General features: G+C 70.9%; 10 protein-coding genes. 6 read left to right on the top strand and 4 right to left on the bottom strand.

Annotation, left to right across the window (positions count from 1 at the left end):
* Positions 1-41: 41 nt before the first annotated feature.
* Complete coding sequence (locus ACWFRU_RS21755) at positions 42-1,409, bottom strand: MFS transporter (RefSeq protein ID WP_453689485.1); 1,368 nt, start codon at positions 1,407-1,409, stop codon at positions 42-44.
* Positions 1,410-1,779: 370 nt separating this feature from the next.
* Between ACWFRU_RS21755 and ACWFRU_RS21750 the strand changes: the two genes are divergently transcribed.
* The 3 genes from ACWFRU_RS21750 to ACWFRU_RS21740 all read left to right on the top strand — a co-directional run bounded on the left by ACWFRU_RS21750 (position 1,780) and on the right by ACWFRU_RS21740 (position 7,921).
* Positions 1,780-2,718, top strand: coding sequence for a DUF3027 domain-containing protein (locus ACWFRU_RS21750; RefSeq protein ID WP_453689320.1), 939 nt, complete (start codon positions 1,780-1,782; stop codon positions 2,716-2,718).
* Positions 2,719-3,702: 984 nt separating this feature from the next.
* Positions 3,703-6,840 carry a sacsin N-terminal ATP-binding-like domain-containing protein gene (locus tag ACWFRU_RS21745; RefSeq protein WP_453689319.1) on the top strand — a complete coding sequence of 1,046 codons (3,138 nt, stop codon included), beginning with the start codon at positions 3,703-3,705 and terminating at the stop codon, positions 6,838-6,840.
* A 238-nt stretch (positions 6,841-7,078) separates the two neighbouring features.
* Positions 7,079-7,921 (top strand): calcium-binding protein, encoded by an 843-nt coding sequence (locus ACWFRU_RS21740; RefSeq protein WP_453689317.1) that lies wholly within the window; start codon positions 7,079-7,081, stop codon positions 7,919-7,921.
* Positions 7,922-7,936: 15 nt separating this feature from the next.
* Here ACWFRU_RS21740 and ACWFRU_RS21735 read toward each other — a convergent pair whose 3' ends face one another.
* Entirely contained in the window at positions 7,937-10,339 is a 2,403-nt protein-coding gene (locus ACWFRU_RS21735; RefSeq protein ID WP_453689315.1) for an HAD-IC family P-type ATPase, read from the bottom strand.
* A 114-nt stretch (positions 10,340-10,453) separates the two neighbouring features.
* Positions 10,454-10,750, bottom strand: coding sequence for a DUF2530 domain-containing protein (locus tag ACWFRU_RS21730; RefSeq protein WP_453689313.1), 297 nt, complete (start codon positions 10,748-10,750; stop codon positions 10,454-10,456).
* Positions 10,751-10,973: 223 nt separating this feature from the next.
* Between ACWFRU_RS21730 and ACWFRU_RS21725 the strand changes: the two genes are divergently transcribed.
* Complete coding sequence (locus ACWFRU_RS21725; RefSeq protein ID WP_453689311.1) at positions 10,974-12,422, top strand: NCS2 family permease; 1,449 nt, start codon at positions 10,974-10,976, stop codon at positions 12,420-12,422.
* 69 nt (positions 12,423-12,491) lie between these two features.
* Here the strand turns inward: ACWFRU_RS21725 and ACWFRU_RS21720 are convergent, their stop codons facing one another.
* Positions 12,492-12,674, bottom strand: a complete 183-nt coding sequence (locus ACWFRU_RS21720) for a ribbon-helix-helix protein, CopG family (protein ID WP_363211910.1) — start codon at positions 12,672-12,674, stop codon at positions 12,492-12,494.
* Between the two features lie 144 nt (positions 12,675-12,818).
* On the opposite strand from ACWFRU_RS21720, the gene ACWFRU_RS21715 reads away from it, so the two are divergent.
* Both ACWFRU_RS21715 and ACWFRU_RS21710 read left to right on the top strand, forming a co-directional pair.
* Positions 12,819-13,256 carry a MarR family winged helix-turn-helix transcriptional regulator gene (locus tag ACWFRU_RS21715; RefSeq protein ID WP_249589249.1) on the top strand — a complete coding sequence of 146 codons (438 nt, stop codon included), beginning with the start codon at positions 12,819-12,821 and terminating at the stop codon, positions 13,254-13,256.
* Between the two features lie 82 nt (positions 13,257-13,338).
* The gene (locus ACWFRU_RS21710) at positions 13,339-14,676 is read left to right on the top strand and encodes an MFS transporter (protein ID WP_453689309.1); all 1,338 of its coding nucleotides are present in this window, start codon (positions 13,339-13,341) and stop codon (positions 14,674-14,676) included.
* Positions 14,677-14,683 lie beyond the last annotated feature (7 nt).

The following is a 14,683-nucleotide window of genomic DNA, read 5'->3' as shown; positions in this document are numbered from 1 at the left end:
CGTGGGGGTCGCGGCGTGCCGCACCTGTCACATTGCCGGGCTCACGCCACCCGCGGACGGCGCTTCCCGCCGTGCCGGGCCGCCGAGAGCAGACCCCGTACGGTCGAGAACCAGCCGACGGCCACGATCGCCGCGGCCACCGAGAACCCCAGTGACCCGTTCAGCGGCAGGGCCATGCCGATTCCGCCGCCCACCACCCAGGAGACCTGGAGCAGGGTCTCCGAGCGGGCGAAGGCGGAGGTCCGCACTTCTTCCGGTACGTCTCGCTGGATAAGGGCGTCCAGGGAGAGCTTCGACATGGCCTGGGCGAAGCCCGCCACCGCGCCGAGGCAGGCGACGCCCACCGCCCCGAAGAACACCGCCGCGGTGACGGCCACGCCGAGGACGACGGCGACGACGGTCACGATGATGACCTCCGGCGCCCGCGATCTGAGGCCGGCGCCGACGGCCGTGCCTAGCGCGTTGCCGACTCCGGCCGCGACACCCACTATCCCCAGGGAGACTGCGGCGCTCTGGCCGCCGAGCGGTTCCTCGCGCAGCAGGAAGGCGAGGAAGAAGATGAGGAAGCCGGACAGGCACCGCAGTGCGGCGTTGGCGGTGAGGGCGTGGGTGACGGCGGGCCCGACCGTACGCAGCCCAAGGCGCCGCTTCTTGGACGTGTCCGACGCGGCTTCGGTGCGCGCGTGCAGATGCAGGTGCTCCTCGTCGGCCGCGAGCAGCGCCTTGTGCTCGCCCTTCGCCGAGTCGACCTTGGGCGGCAGCGAGACGGAGAGGAACATCCCGACGATGAAGATCACGAAGGCGCCGTACAGGGGCCAGCGTGGGCCGAGCGCCTGTAGCCCCGCGCCGATGGGAGCGGCGATACCGGTCGCGAGAAGCCCGCCGAGCGTGACCCTGGAGTTGGCCTTGACCAGGGAAAAACCCTTGGGCAGCAGCCGTGGCACCACAGCACTTCTCACGACCCCGTACGCCTTGGAGGCGACCAGGACGCCGAGCGCGGCCGGATACAGCTCCAGACTCCCCGTGATCACCGCCTCGGACAACAGCAGGGCGAGCAGGGCGCGGGCCAGCATCGCGGCGGCCATCGCGTACCGGCGGCCGTGCGGGAGGCGGTCCAGGAGGGGGCCGATGACGGGGGCGAGGAGGGTGAAGGGCGCCATGGTGATGGCGAGATAGAGGGCGACACGGCCGCGGGCCTCGTCCGTGGGCACGGAGAAGAAGACGGTCGAGGCGAGCGCGATGGTGATCATGACGTCGCCCGCGCCGTTCACGGCGTGCAGTTCGATGAGCTTGCCGAGGCCCGACTCGCCCGCGCCGTGCGCGTGCGTGGCCTTGCGGATGCCGCGGGCCGTGCCCGTGAAGGGCAGGTGCAGGGCGCGGCCGATCCAGCGGGCGGCCCGGTTCAGCACCGGGCTTCGTCCGCTGTATCCCTGGGACGACGACCTTGCGGTTGCCACCTCGTCATAGTGCCCCCTAAAGGCGCGCTGTACGGGTGGGCGGGCGGGAGAAACGCCGCGAAGCGGCGAAACGCTCTGCTCGGTGGGGAGGGCAGCCGCACGCCGGTGTAGGCCCAGGGGCCAGGAGAAGGTAGCGTGCGTAGCGCGCCTGCGGCGGTTGTTCTTGGCCGCGCGCCTCTCGGTCATCCCGCAGAATGGATGACGTAGGTGCGCCCGAGGACGTTCGGGCGCGGACGTCGACGCGGCCCTTTGGTCCGCTCCGTCCGCACCCCCGCGTATGGGTGGCGCACTCGTGAGACGGCGTAATGGAGAAGCGATACCTGTGAGCGCAGCGACAACGCGAAGCCGTACCCCGCGTACCCCGCGTACTCCCGACCGCCTGTGCGCCGAGGCGGTGGGACTGGCCCGTGACGCGGCCGAGGAGGCCGCCGCGCCCGGTGTGGTCGGTGAGCATGTCGAGGTCGTGGTCGAGGGCGACCGCGTCGTCACGCACCTGTTCGAGTGCAAGGAATTCGGCTACCGGGGCTGGCGCTGGGCCGTGACGGTGGCCCGTGCCTCGCGCGCCAAGGTCGTCACGCTCGACGAGACGGTGCTGCTTCCCGGGCCGGACGCGCTGCTGGCCCCCGAGTGGGTGCCGTGGAGCGAGCGTCTGCGCCCCGGCGACATGGGCCCGGGCGACCTCCTCCCGACCGACGCCGAGGACCTGCGCCTTGAGCCCGGCTTCTCGGGCGAGGAGGAGCCGCCGCCGAACTCCGTGTTCTCGGAGGAGATGGCGGAGCTTGCCGACGCGGAGGACGCGGAGGTGACGGCGGGCTCGCCCGCCGAGCTGCCGGCGGCGCCGGCGCGTGGCTCCATCGCGGCGCTCGCGGACGAGCTCGGCATGCGCCGGGCGCGTGTCCTGTCCCGGTACGGCCTGCATGCCGCGGCCGATCGCTGGGAGGAGTCGCACGGCGCGAAGACGGCGATGGCGCAGGCGGCGCCCGCGTCCTGCGTCAGCTGTGGCTTCCTTGCCCCGATCGGCGGATCGCTCGGGCAGGCGTTCGGGGTGTGCGCGAATGAGTTCGGTCCTGCGGACGGGCATGTGGTGTCTCTCGCTTACGGGTGCGGCGGGCATTCGGAGGCGGCCGTGATGCCTACGCCGTCGCGGCCGGCCGCGCCCGTCCTCGACGAGACCCGCGTCGACGTCCTCCCCCTCCGCCCTGCCCCCGACTCGGGCTCGGTCCCTCTGGAGGGGGCGTCGGAGGACCTCGGTCACAGCTGAGGTTTCGTGAGGGCTGCGTTTCGCCTCTCGGCGGGGTTCGCGTCTGACTTCGGCTTCCGGGCTCCTTCGTTGCCGCGCTCCGCGCGGATGCTTCCCACCCACCCACCCGGTTACCCCGCGGTGCGCGGGGTGGCGTAGGCGTCGTGAGTCTGCGGCTCGACACAACCCGACGCATGCCGCGCTGCGCGCGATTTTTTCCCACCCACCCACCGATACCCCGTGGTGCGCACGGGGTGGCGTGGGAGGAATGTGCGCCTGCGGGCCGGTGTCCATGCCGCGCTCCGCGCGGATGCTTCCCGCCCACCCACCCGATTGCCCGGCATCGATTGGCTATGGGGCGGGTCCCCGCGCGGGTTGGCGCTGCGGGGTGCACGGGTGGGTGGGCGGGGAAAATCCGCGCGAAGCGCGGGAAGGCGCCCACCGGCCCGCAGGTCGGGACTCCTCGTGCCGCGGAGGGGTTCGAGCTGTGGGGCAATCGGGCGGGTGGGCGGGGGAAATCCGCGCGGAGCGCGGGAAGGCGCCCACCGGCCCGCAGGTCGGGACTCCTCGTGCCGCGGAGGGGTTCGAGCTGTGGGGCAATCGGGTGGGTGGGCGGGGGAAATCCGCGCGGAGCGCGGGAAGGTGCGCACCGGCCCGCAGGTTGGGACTCCTCGCGCCGCTGAGGGTTCCTACGTGCAGGTTCGAGCTGTGGGGTGATCGGGTGGGTGGGTGGGAGATATCCGCGCGAAGCGCGGCATGGAGTGGCGCCGGCCCGCAGATGGACGTAGTCCCGACCTGCACATCGGTGGGAGATATCCGCGCGCAGCGCGGGAAGGAGGCCGCCGGGCTGCAGGGCGGGGCTCCTTGCGCCACGCGAGGGGTTGGAGCTGCGGGGTGGGTGGGGGGAAGAGGCCCCCGGCCAGGGGGAGGGGGACGCCCTGGGCCTGGGGAAAGCGCAGGACGCGGTACCGTTCGCCCCGCGAACCGAGCGAGGGAGACGACACCGTGAGCAAGACCGTGCGGCCGGCGGCCGAGGGCACAGACCCGTTCGGCACGGCACGGCTCCGCCGGGGCGTCCTCGACGCCTGGGCGGCCAGCCCGGCCCGCTTCCGGGAGGACGCGAACGCCGAGGAAGACCTCGCCCTCGGCGGCTACCGCGACCGCCTGATCGTCGAACTCGCCCAGAACGCTGCTGATGCCGCAGCCCGCGCCGGAGCCCCGGGACGACTCGCCCTCACCCTCCGGGACGGCGTACTCGCCGCCGCCAACAACGGCGCCCCCCTCGACGCCACCGGCGTCGAATCCCTCTCCACCCTCCGCGCCTCCGCCAAGCGGGAGGAGCAGAACAACGGCGCCGTAGGACGCTTCGGCGTCGGCTTCGCCGCCGTACTCGCCGTCTCCGACGAGCCCGCCCTCGTGGGCCGTACCGGCGGCGTCCGCTGGTCCCTGGGCGAGGCGCGCGAACTCGCCGCCGACACCGCCCGCTTCAGCCCGGGCCTGGGGGACGAGATCCGTCGGCGCGACGGCCACGTACCCCTGCTGCGGCTGCCCTTCGCCGCCGAGGGGTCCGCCCCGGAGGGGTACGACACCGTCGTCATCCTGCCCCTGCGCGACGCCGCCGCCGAGGACCTCGTCCTGCGGCTGCTCGGCGACATCGACGATGCTCTCCTCCTCGCCCTCCCGGGGCTCGCGGAGGTGGTCGTCCAGGTCGGCGACCACGCCCCCCGCACCCTCCGCCGCACTGCCGAGCCCGGCTACGTCGACATCTCCGACACCCGTGACGGCGACACCCGCTGGCGTACCGTCAGCCGGCAGGGCGGCCTGGAGCAGGACCTCCTCGCCGACCGGCCCGTCGAGGAGCGCCTGCGCCCCCACTGGTCCGTCACCTGGGCCGTCCCCACCGACCGAGAAGGCGCCCCGCAGGCCCCCCGCAGCGCCCCCGTCCTGCACGCGCCGACCCCGAGCGACGAGCCGCTCGGCGTGCCCGCGCTGCTCATCGCCTCGTTCCCGCTGGACACGACCCGGCGGCACGCGGCGCCGGGACCCCTCACCGACTTCCTCGTGCAGCGCGCCGCCGACGCGTACGCCGAACTCCTCGCCGAATGGCGGCCCGTCGGGGAAGGCATCATCAGCCTCGTCCCCGGCCCGCTCGGCAAGAGCGAGCTCGACGGCGCCCTGCGCCAGGCCATCCTCGACCGGCTGCCCCGCACGGCTTTCCTGCCGCCCGCGGTGGAGGCCGTACCGCAGGAAGACCCCGACGTACCCGAGTGGCAGGCGCCCGTCGCGCTGCGGCCGCGTGACGCGGAGGTCGTGGAGGGCGCGGGCGCCGACACCGTACGCGTCCTCGCCGACGTCCTGCCCAGCCTGCTCCCCGCGGGACTCGAGCGGCGCGCCGAGCTGCGCACCCTCGGTGTCGCCCGCGTACCGCTGACCGAGGCCATCGACCGCCTCGCGGGTCTTGAGCGGGAGCCGGGCTGGTGGCACCGGCTGTACGAGACGTTGGCCGGGGTCGATCCCGACCGGCTCACCGGGCTTCCCGTACCCCTCGCCGACGGCCGTACCACCATCGGGCCGCGCCAGGTCCTCCTGCCCGTCATCGGCGACGACAGCGACCCGGCCGCTCTCGTCCGCCTCGGCCTCAAGGTCGCGCACCCCGACGCCGTGCACCCCCTCCTGGAGAAGCTCGGGGCCCTGCCCGCCACGCCCCGCGCCGTCCTGACGACCCCGCAGGTCCGCGCCGCCGTCGCCGCCTCACTCGACGACGACACGTGGGACGAGGACGCCCTGGACGCCGACGAGCTCGCGGACATCGTGCTCGCGCTCGTCCGTGACGCCAACCTCGCGCCCGGCGACGAGCCCTGGCTCGGCGCGCTCGCCCTGCCCGACGACGAGGACGGCGACCTCGCGCCCGCCGGTGAACTCGTCTTCCCCGGCAGCCCTTTCGCCCAGGTCATGCGCGAGGACGAACTCGCCACGGTGGACTCCGAGCTCGCCGAGCGCTGGGGCGAGCAGCCCCTCGCCGCGTGCGGGGTGCTCGCCACCTTCGCGCTCGTCCGCGCCACGGACGTCGTGCTCGACCCCGATGAACTCGACCCGCGCGAGGGCGACTTCGCCGAGCCGGACGACGCGGGGCTGCTCGACGCGGTCGACGTGTGGTGCGAGGACACCCTCGACCGGCTGCCGGAGACTCCCGTGCCGCCGGTCGCCACCGAGATCATCGCCGTACGGGACCTTGACCTGGTCGACGACGACTGCTGGCCGCAGGCCCTGGCGATGCTGTCGCGCCCGCCGCTGCGGGACGCGTTGACGCAGCCGCTGCGGGTCCTGCTGCCGGACGGCACGACGGAGAGCGTGCGTTCGTACACGGCGTGGTGGCTGCGCGGGAATCCCGTGCTCGGCGGGCGGCGTCCCGCCGGTCTGCGGGCGTCGGGCGGCGATCCGCTGCTCGAAGGGCTCTACGACGCGGCCGATGCGTCCGGCTTCGACGACGAGCAGGTGCTGCGGGCGCTCGGCGTCCGTACGTCGGTCGCCGCGCTTCTCGCGGAGCCGGGCGGCGCCGCCGAGCTGCTCGAACGGCTCGCGGACCCGGAGAGGACCGTTTCGGCGGCCCAGTTGCACGCGCTGTACGGGGCTCTGGCCGATCTGGACCCGGAGCAGGTGACGCTGCCGGACGAGGTGCGGGCCGTGGTGGACGGTGAGGTGGTGGTCGTCGACGTGGCGGACGCGGTCGTCGCCGACGCGCCTGATCTGTTGCCGCTGGCCGGGGGCGTGGCGCTGCTGCCCGTGGAGCCGCGCAGGGCGGGCGACTTGGCCGAGTTGTTCCAGGTGCGTCGGCTGAGCGAGACGGCGGCGGTGGAGCCTTCGGGGGAGGGGGTGGAGCATCCGGTGCCGGAGTCGGTACGTCTCCTGCTGGGGCCCGCTACTCCGGGGACGTACATCGAGCATGATGAGCTGATCGCCGGGGGTGTCGAGCTGGACTGGCGACGGGTGCCGGACGGTACGGTCCATGCCGCCACGCTTGAGGGCGTGGCCGCGGGGCTCGCCTGGGCGGCGGGGCAGTGGCCTCGGCGCTTTGAGGTGGCGGCGTTGCTTGAGGATCCTTCGCGGACGGAGGAGTTGGAGAGGGACCGCTGGTTCGACTGAGCGGTTCGCTGACCGCGGGTGGGTGGGGGCTGGTCGCGCAGTTCCCCGCGCCCCCTGGAACCCGGGGCCTAGCCGCGGAATCTCGTAGTCCATATCCCAGTCACGAAATCTTCACTTCTCGTACAACCAGACGGGCAGGTCGCGGGTCTGATCTTGCGAGTCAACAGACTCCTAGATCACCGGGCCCCGCGTGACAGCCCCCACGCACCGCGGAGCCCCTTCCCAACTGGGGAAACACATGCGCATCCGTGCCACCGTGGCCGCACTGACCGGCACCCTGGCTCTGTCCGCTCTCGTCGTTCCCGTCGCCCAGGCGGCCGACGAGCCGAACGCCCCGAAGCTCGCGCCCTTCGCCGCCAACGCGCAGGCCGACGAGGTCGTCGGCGACACGAAGATCACGAAGGTCACCGTCAACGGCGGCAAGAACATCGTGGTCGGCACCACCGAGAAGAAGAAGTTCAGCATCGCCGTCACCGCCACCGACCCCGAGGGCATCGCGGGCGGCAGCGCGTTCCTGTGGCACGGCACCGACTTCGAGAGCGAGGACGGCATCGACGGCGCCCTCATCCCGGACGACCTCGAGGGCAACTGCACGGTCCTGAACGCGACTACCTCGACCTGCACGGTCAGCGTCATAGCTGACCCGACGACCGACCTCTACAGCAACGTCCTGGCCGGCAAGTGGAAGGTCTGGGCGACCGCGGCCGGCAACGACGGCGACTCCATCACCAAGGACTCGCTGGCCTCGGACGCCAACGTCCAGCGCAACTCCCGCCTCACCACCAACGCCTCCCCTGAGCCGGTCAAGAAGGGCAAGACCATCACGGTCACCGGCGCCCTGACCCGCGCCAACTGGGACACCTCGAAGTACGCGGGCTACACCCAGCAGTCCGTGAAGCTGCAGTACAAGAAGAAGGGCGCGACCTCCTACAGCACGCTGAAGACGATCACGTCCGGCACCGGCGGCGCCCTGAAGACGACCGTGACGGCCTCGGCCGACGGCTACTACCGCTACGTCTTCGCCGGTACGTCCACCACCCCGGCCGTGACGTCGACCAGCGACTTCGTGGACGTCAACTAGTAACCGCGCGGGACATCACGCCGGAAAGCGGCGGCCGACCCAGCGGAAGATGACCTCGATGATCAGTGAGGCCACCGCCGCGATGGCGACCGCCGCCCACGGCATCGTCGTGCCGACCAGCTTCAGCTGGAAGAAGTCCTGGAGCCACGGCACGGTGAGCACCAGCAGGAAGCCGAGACCCATCGCGCCGATGAGGCCGAGCCGCCACCACGTGTAGGGGCGGGCGATGATCGCGAGGACCCACATGGCGATCAGGAACAGCGCCAGCGTGGCCGCGCTGGTCTCGGCTTCCCGTGCGCCCGCGCCCGAGTAGTGGCTTCGGGCGAGGAGGTACGTGCAGAACGTCGCCACCCCCGCGACGACCCCGCCCGGGATCGCGTACCGCATGACCCTTCGTACGAAGTGGGGCTTGGCCCGCTCCTTGTTGGGCGCCAGGGCGAGGAAGAAGGCCGGGACGCCGATCGTCAGGGTGGACAGGAGGGTCAGGTGCCTCGGCAGGAACAGGTACTCCACCTGGGAGCAGACCACCAGCAGGGCGATGACCACCGAGTAGACCGTCTTGACCAGGAACAGCGTCGCTACCCGTGTGATGTTGCCGATGACCCGGCGGCCTTCCGCGACCACCGAGGGCAGCGTCGCGAAGCTGTTGTTCAGCAGCACGATCTGGGCGACCGCCCGCGTCGCCTCGGAGCCGGAGCCCATCGAGACGCCGATGTCGGCGTCCTTGAGGGCCAGGACGTCGTTCACGCCGTCGCCCGTCATGGCGACCGTGTGGCCGCGTGACTGGAGGGCGCCCACCATGTCGCGCTTCTGCTGCGGGGTGACCCGGCCGAAGACGGAGTTGGCGTCCAGGGCCTCGGCCATCTCGCCCTGGTCCGTGGGGAGTTTGCGGGCGTCCACGGTGTTCTCCGCGCCCGGCAGGCTCAGCTTCCCGGCGACCGCGCCCACGGAGACCGCGTTGTCGCCCGAGATGACCTTCGCGCTGACGTCCTGCTCCTCGAAGTAGCGCAGGGTGTCGGCGGCGTCCGGGCGCAGCCGCTGCTCCAGGACGACCAGGGCGGTGGCGCGGGCCCCCGCGGCGACGTCCGGGTCGTCCAGGTCACCGGCGGCGCGGGCGAGCAGCAGTACGCGCAGGCCCTGTTGGTTGAGGTCCTCGATCTCGGCGAGGGACGGGTCGCCGTCGGGCAGCAGCACGTCCGGCGCGCCCAGCAGCCACGTCGAGTCGTCGCCGTCGCCCTCGCTGAAGGAGGCGCCGCTGTATTTGCGTGCCGAGGAGAAGGGCAGCGACTCCGTGCAGCGCCACTCCTCGCTGTCGGGGTAGGCGTCGATGATCGCCTGGAGCGAGGCGTTGGGCCGCGGGTCGGATTCCCCCAGGGCGCCGAGGACTTTCCGTACGTACGCCTCGTCCGTGCCGTTCAGCGGGCGCAGTTCGGTGACGTCCATGCCGCCCTCGGTGAGGGTGCCGGTCTTGTCGAGGCAGACGGTGTCGACGCGGGCCAGCCCCTCGATCGCGGGGAGTTCCTGCACGAGGCACTGCTTGCGGCCGAGGCGGATGACGCCGATCGCGAAGGCGACCGACGTGAGGAGCACGAGCCCCTCCGGGATCATGGGGACGATGCCGCCCACGGTGTAGGCGACGGACTCCTTGAAGTTGTCGTCCTTGACGACGAGCTGGCTGATGATGAGGCCGATCGAGGTCGGGACCATCAGCCACGTCACGTACTTGAGGATCGTGGAGATGCCGGTGCGCAGCTCGGAGTGGACGAGCGTGAAGCGGCTGGCCTCCTCGGCGAGCTGCGCCGCGTACGCCTCGCGGCCGACCTTCGTGGCGGTGAACGCGCCGCCGCCCGCGACCACGAAGGAGCCCGACATCATCTTGTCGCCGGGCTTCTTGATGACCGGGTCGGCCTCACCGGTCAGGAGTGACTCGTCGACCTCCAGGCTCTCGGTCTCGACCGCCTCGCCGTCCACGACGATCTTGTCCCCCGGACCCAGCTCCACCAGGTCGCCGAGGACGATCTCGGAGGTGGAGATCTCGGACGCGGTGCCGTCGCGCCGCACGGTCGGTTTGGCCTCGCCGATGACCGCGAGCCCGTCCAGGGTCTTCTTGGCGCGCAGCTCCTGGATGATGCCGATGCCCGTGTTGGCGATGATCACGAACCCGAAGAGGGAGTCCTGGATCGGCGCGACGAAGAGCATGATCACCCAGAGCACGCCGATGATCGCGTTGAAGCGGGTGAAGACGTTCGCCCGGATGATCTCGGTGGTGGACCGGGAGCTGCGGACGGGTACGTCGTTGACCTCGCCGCGTGCGACCCGCTCGGCGACCTCGGCGGCACTCAGACCCGTCGCGCGTCCGGTGGGCGGTGCCACTGGGTGGACCGGGTCGAGCTCGGCGCCCGCGTCGATATGCGTCATGGCATCGACGGTACGGGCGGGGCGGGGGCTTCACCCCTTGAGTGGCCCAAAGATCCGACCACGGTAGGAGACGGACCGTCCCGTGGTTGTACGGGCGGCCTCGCGGGGCGGCGGCTACTCGCCGGACGGGGAGGCCGAGGGGGCCGCCGGGTCCGAGGCCGCCTTGCGCGCCGCGTCCCGCTTGATCGCCGCGTCGCGGCCCCGCACGTACCAGATGCCGATCAGGCCGAGGCCCGCTCCGGCCAGGCAGGTCCACACCCACCAGGTGGCGTCGCGGTCGTCGAACCAGCCGTAGAACGGAAGCTGCACCAGGAAGAGGACGAACCAGAGGATCGTGCCGCCCGTGATGGTGGCGACGACGGGGCCCTCCAGGGGCTCGGGCGCCTCGTGCTTGGGGGTCCACTTCTCCATGCGCCTAGCTTACGAGCAGCCGGGACGGGCCCCCGCGGGGGTCGGTGCGCCCTGGTGCCACAAGGGTCTACGCGCGGAGATAGCGCATTCTCCTTCATGTATTCATACTGAAACCGCTCGTTAATGGCTGGTTGTTTTCGTAAGAACAAACAAATCGATCAATGGCCACCACTTAACGATCTTCCCCCTTTCTCTGCGTTTCTCTGAGTCCACGAGGTCCCGCATGCCTTCCTCGGCCACCACCCCGGTCGACGCCAGCAAAGAGCCGCCGAAGCCCCCGCAGGGTGGCATCGACGGCTTCTTCAAGATCACCGAACGGGGTTCCACCCTCGTCCGTGAGGTCCGAGGCGGCTTCGCCACCTTCTTCGCGATGGCCTACATCATCGTGCTGAACCCGATCATCCTGGGCAGCGCGAAGGACATGTACGGGCACCAGCTCGACAACGGCCAGCTGGTGACCGCGACCGCCGTGGTGGCCGCCTTCACCACGCTGCTCATGGGTGTCATCGGCAACGTCCCGATCGCGCTCGCCGCCGGTCTCGGCGTGAACACCGTGGTCGCCCTCCAGCTCGCGCCCCGCATGTCGTGGCCCGACGCGATGGGCATGGTCGTCCTCGCGGGCTTCGTCGTGATGCTGCTCGTGGCGACCGGACTGCGGGAGCGCGTGATGAGCGCCGTGCCGCTGGGCCTGCGCAAGGGCATCGCGATCGGCATCGGCCTCTTCATCATGCTGATCGGCCTCGTCGACTCCGGCTTCGTCTCGCGCATCCCGGACGCCGCGCACACCACGGTCCCGCTGCAGCTCGGCGGCGACGGGCACCTCAACGGCTGGCCCGTGCTCGTCTTCGTGCTCGGCGCGCTGCTCACGCTCTGCCTGATCGTGCGCAAGGTGCCGGGCGCCATCCTCATCAGCATCGTCGTCATGACGATCGTCGCGATGATCATCAACGCCGTCGCGAAGGTGCCCTCCTGGGGCCTGACGACGCCCGAGTGGCCCGGTAACCCCGTCGCGACCCCGGACTTCGGCCTGGTCGGTCAGGTCAGCCTGTTCGGCGGCTTCGAGAAGGTCGGCCTGCTCACCGGCATCCTCTTCGTCTTCACCGTGCTCCTGTCGTGCTTCTTCGACGCCATGGGCACGATCATGGGCGTCGGCGACGAGGCCAAGCTGACCGACGCCAACGGCAACATGCCGGGCATGAACAAGGTTCTGTTCGTCGACGGCATCGCGGTCGCCGCGGGCGGCGCCTCGTCCTCCTCGGCCACCACCTGCTTCGTGGAGTCCACGGCGGGCGTCGGCGAGGGCGCGCGTACGGGCTTCGCCAACATCGTCACCGGCGGTCTCTTCACCGTGGCGCTGTTCCTCACGCCCATCGCGACGATGGTCCCGTCGCAGGCGGCCACGCCCGCGCTGCTCGCGGTCGGCTTCCTGATCCTGTCCGGCTCGATCGGCCAGATCGACTGGGCGGACTTCACCATCGCGATCCCGGCGTTCCTGACGATGGTGATGATGCCGTTCACCTACTCGATCACGAACGGCATCGGCATCGGCTTCATCAGCTTCACCGTGCTCAGGCTGGCCGCAGGCCGTGGCCGGGAGGTGCCGGTCGCCATGTACGCGGTGTCGGCGGTGTTCGGGTTCTACTACCTGATGCCGGCGCTCGGGCTTACGTAGGGCGCGTCGCTTTCCGCAGGCCGTTGTGGCTGGTCGCGCAGTTCCCCGCGCCCCTTTGGGGCGCGGGGTCTATGCCGCCCCGTAGAACTTTTCCGTCTCCTCGACGGCGCTCTGGAAGCGCTCGTCGAAGTCACCCCTGATGAGCGTCCCGACCACGTAGTCCTGGACGCTCATTCCCCTTTTGGCGGCGTGCTGCTTGAGCCGGTCGAGCAGCTCACCGTCTATTCGCAGGCTGAGCACTGTCGATCCCATGCGTGCCAGGGTCCCTGGCGTTCCGCGGACCGTGTCTCACTTTCCGCGGCCACCTCACTCATTTGGGTGACGAAAGGGTTCCGTGGCCCTTGTCGCGGGAAACCAGGTGGTCTTTAGCTAGAGTAATGAGTTACTCTAACGAACATGCCGGACCTCTCCCATGGTGACGACGCCGCCGCCGTGAACTCCCTGCGCTCCGCCGTGATGCGCCTGTCCCGTCGACTCAAGCACCAGCGGGTCGACGAGTCGCTGAGCCCCACCGAGATGTCGGTGCTCGGCACCCTCGCCCGCTGCGGCCACGCCACCCCCGGTGAGCTGGCCCGCAAGGAACACGTGCAGCCGCCGTCGATGACCCGCATCGTCGCGCTGCTCGAAGCCAAGGGTCTCGTCCGGCTGGAGCCGCACCCCGAGGACCGCCGCCAGAAGGTGGTGACCCAGACGGAGACGGCCGAGGCCATGCTCGAGGAGAGCCGCCGCAAGCGGAACGCCTGGCTGGCCGGCCTGGCCGAGCACCTCGACGAGGACGAGTGGGCGCGACTGCGTGCCGCCGCCCCCGTCCTGGAGAAGCTCGCGCACCTCTAAGCAGCGGGCACCCCGTAAGCAGCGGGCACCCCGTGAACAGCAGGCAGTAAGACCAGTACGACGCCAAGGAGGCGAACGCACTTTGAGTACGGGATCCGGAGCAGACTCCGCCCCCGCACCAACCACCCTCGACAAAACCCCTGCCGCCAAGCAGTCGATGTTCAGCTCGCTGAAGATCCGCAACTACCGGCTCTTCGCCTCCGGCGCCGTTGTCTCCAACACCGGCACGTGGATGGCGCGCATCACCCAGGACTGGCTGGTCCTGAGCCTCACCGGCTCCTCCGCCGCGGTCGGCATCACCACCGCGATGCAGTTCCTGCCCATGCTCCTGTTCGGCCTCTACGGCGGAGTCATCGCCGACCGCTTCGCCAAGCGGAAGCTGCTCTTCTGCACCCAGGGCGCGATGAGCATCAGCGGCCTGTTCCTGGCGGCGCTCACCCTGAGCGGCAACGTCCAGGTCTGGCACGTCTACCTCGCGGCCTTCTTCACGGGCCTCGTCACGGTCGTCGACAACCCGACCCGGCAGTCCTTCGTGTCCGAGATGGTGGGACCCGACCAGGTCCGCAACGCCGTCTCGCTGAACTCGGCGAACTTCCAGTCCGCGCGCCTCATCGGACCCGCCGTGGCGAGCGGTCTCACCGCCGCCGTCGGCCCCGGCTGGGCGTTCCTCGCCAACGGCCTGTCCTTCCTCGCGCCGCTCACCGGACTGATGCTGATGCGCACCCGCGAGCTGCACCCCACCCCGCGCAAGCCGCGCGGAAAGGGACAGCTGAGGGAGGGCCTGAACTACGTCTCCAAGCACCCCGAGCTGATCTGGCCGATCGTCCTCGTCGGCTTCGTCGGCACCTTCGGGTTCAACTTCCCGATCTGGCTGAGCGCCTTCGCGGACGACATCTTCCACGGCGGCGTGGGGATGTACGGCCTTTTCAACACCCTGATGGCGATCGGCTCCCTCGCGGGCGCGCTGCTCGCCGCCCGCCGCGGGACCTCACGCCTGCGGCTGCTCGCCGGGGCCGCGATCGCCTTCGGAGTGCTGCAGATCGTGGCGGCCTTCGCGCCTGACCTCTGGATGTTCGTCGCGCTGATCGTCCCCATCGGCATCCTGGGCCTGACGGTGAACGTCACCGCCAACTCCTCGGTCCAGATGGCCACCGACCCCGAGATGCGGGGCCGCGTCATGTCCCTCTTCATGATGGTCTTCACCGGCGGCACGCCCCTTGGCGGCCCGCTCTTCGGCTGGCTCGCCGACGCGTACGGGGTGCGCGTGAGCATGGCCGCCGGCGGCCTCATCTGCGCCGTGGCCGCGGTCGGCGTCGGCCTGATGCTGGCCCGCGCCGCGAACCTGCGGCTCAAGGTGGATCTGCGGCGCGGGCAGCAGCACGTGCAGTTCGTGCCGCGGGAGCTGGCTACAGCGGCGTAGGTCCCTG

This window comes from Streptomyces sp. NPDC055099 (assembly GCF_053607685.1).
The sequence above is the reverse complement of the archived record's forward strand: the minus strand, read 5'-3'. Positions and strand labels throughout refer to the sequence as shown.

What these genes read in the sequence shown, in the direction of transcription:
- ACWFRU_RS21725 (WP_453689311.1), top strand. Translation starts at nt 10,974, where the DNA reads ATGCCTTCCTCGGCCACCACCCCGGTCGACGCCAGCAAAGAGCCGCCG.
- ACWFRU_RS21730 (WP_453689313.1), bottom strand. Translation starts at nt 10,750, where the DNA reads ATGGAGAAGTGGACCCCCAAGCACGAGGCGCCCGAGCCCCTGGAGGGC.
- ACWFRU_RS21715 (WP_249589249.1), top strand. Translation starts at nt 12,819, where the DNA reads ATGCCGGACCTCTCCCATGGTGACGACGCCGCCGCCGTGAACTCCCTG.
- ACWFRU_RS21735 (WP_453689315.1), bottom strand. Translation starts at nt 10,339, where the DNA reads ATGACGCATATCGACGCGGGCGCCGAGCTCGACCCGGTCCACCCAGTG.
- ACWFRU_RS21720 (WP_363211910.1), bottom strand. Translation starts at nt 12,674, where the DNA reads ATGGGATCGACAGTGCTCAGCCTGCGAATAGACGGTGAGCTGCTCGAC.
- ACWFRU_RS21740 (WP_453689317.1), top strand. Translation starts at nt 7,079, where the DNA reads ATGCGCATCCGTGCCACCGTGGCCGCACTGACCGGCACCCTGGCTCTG.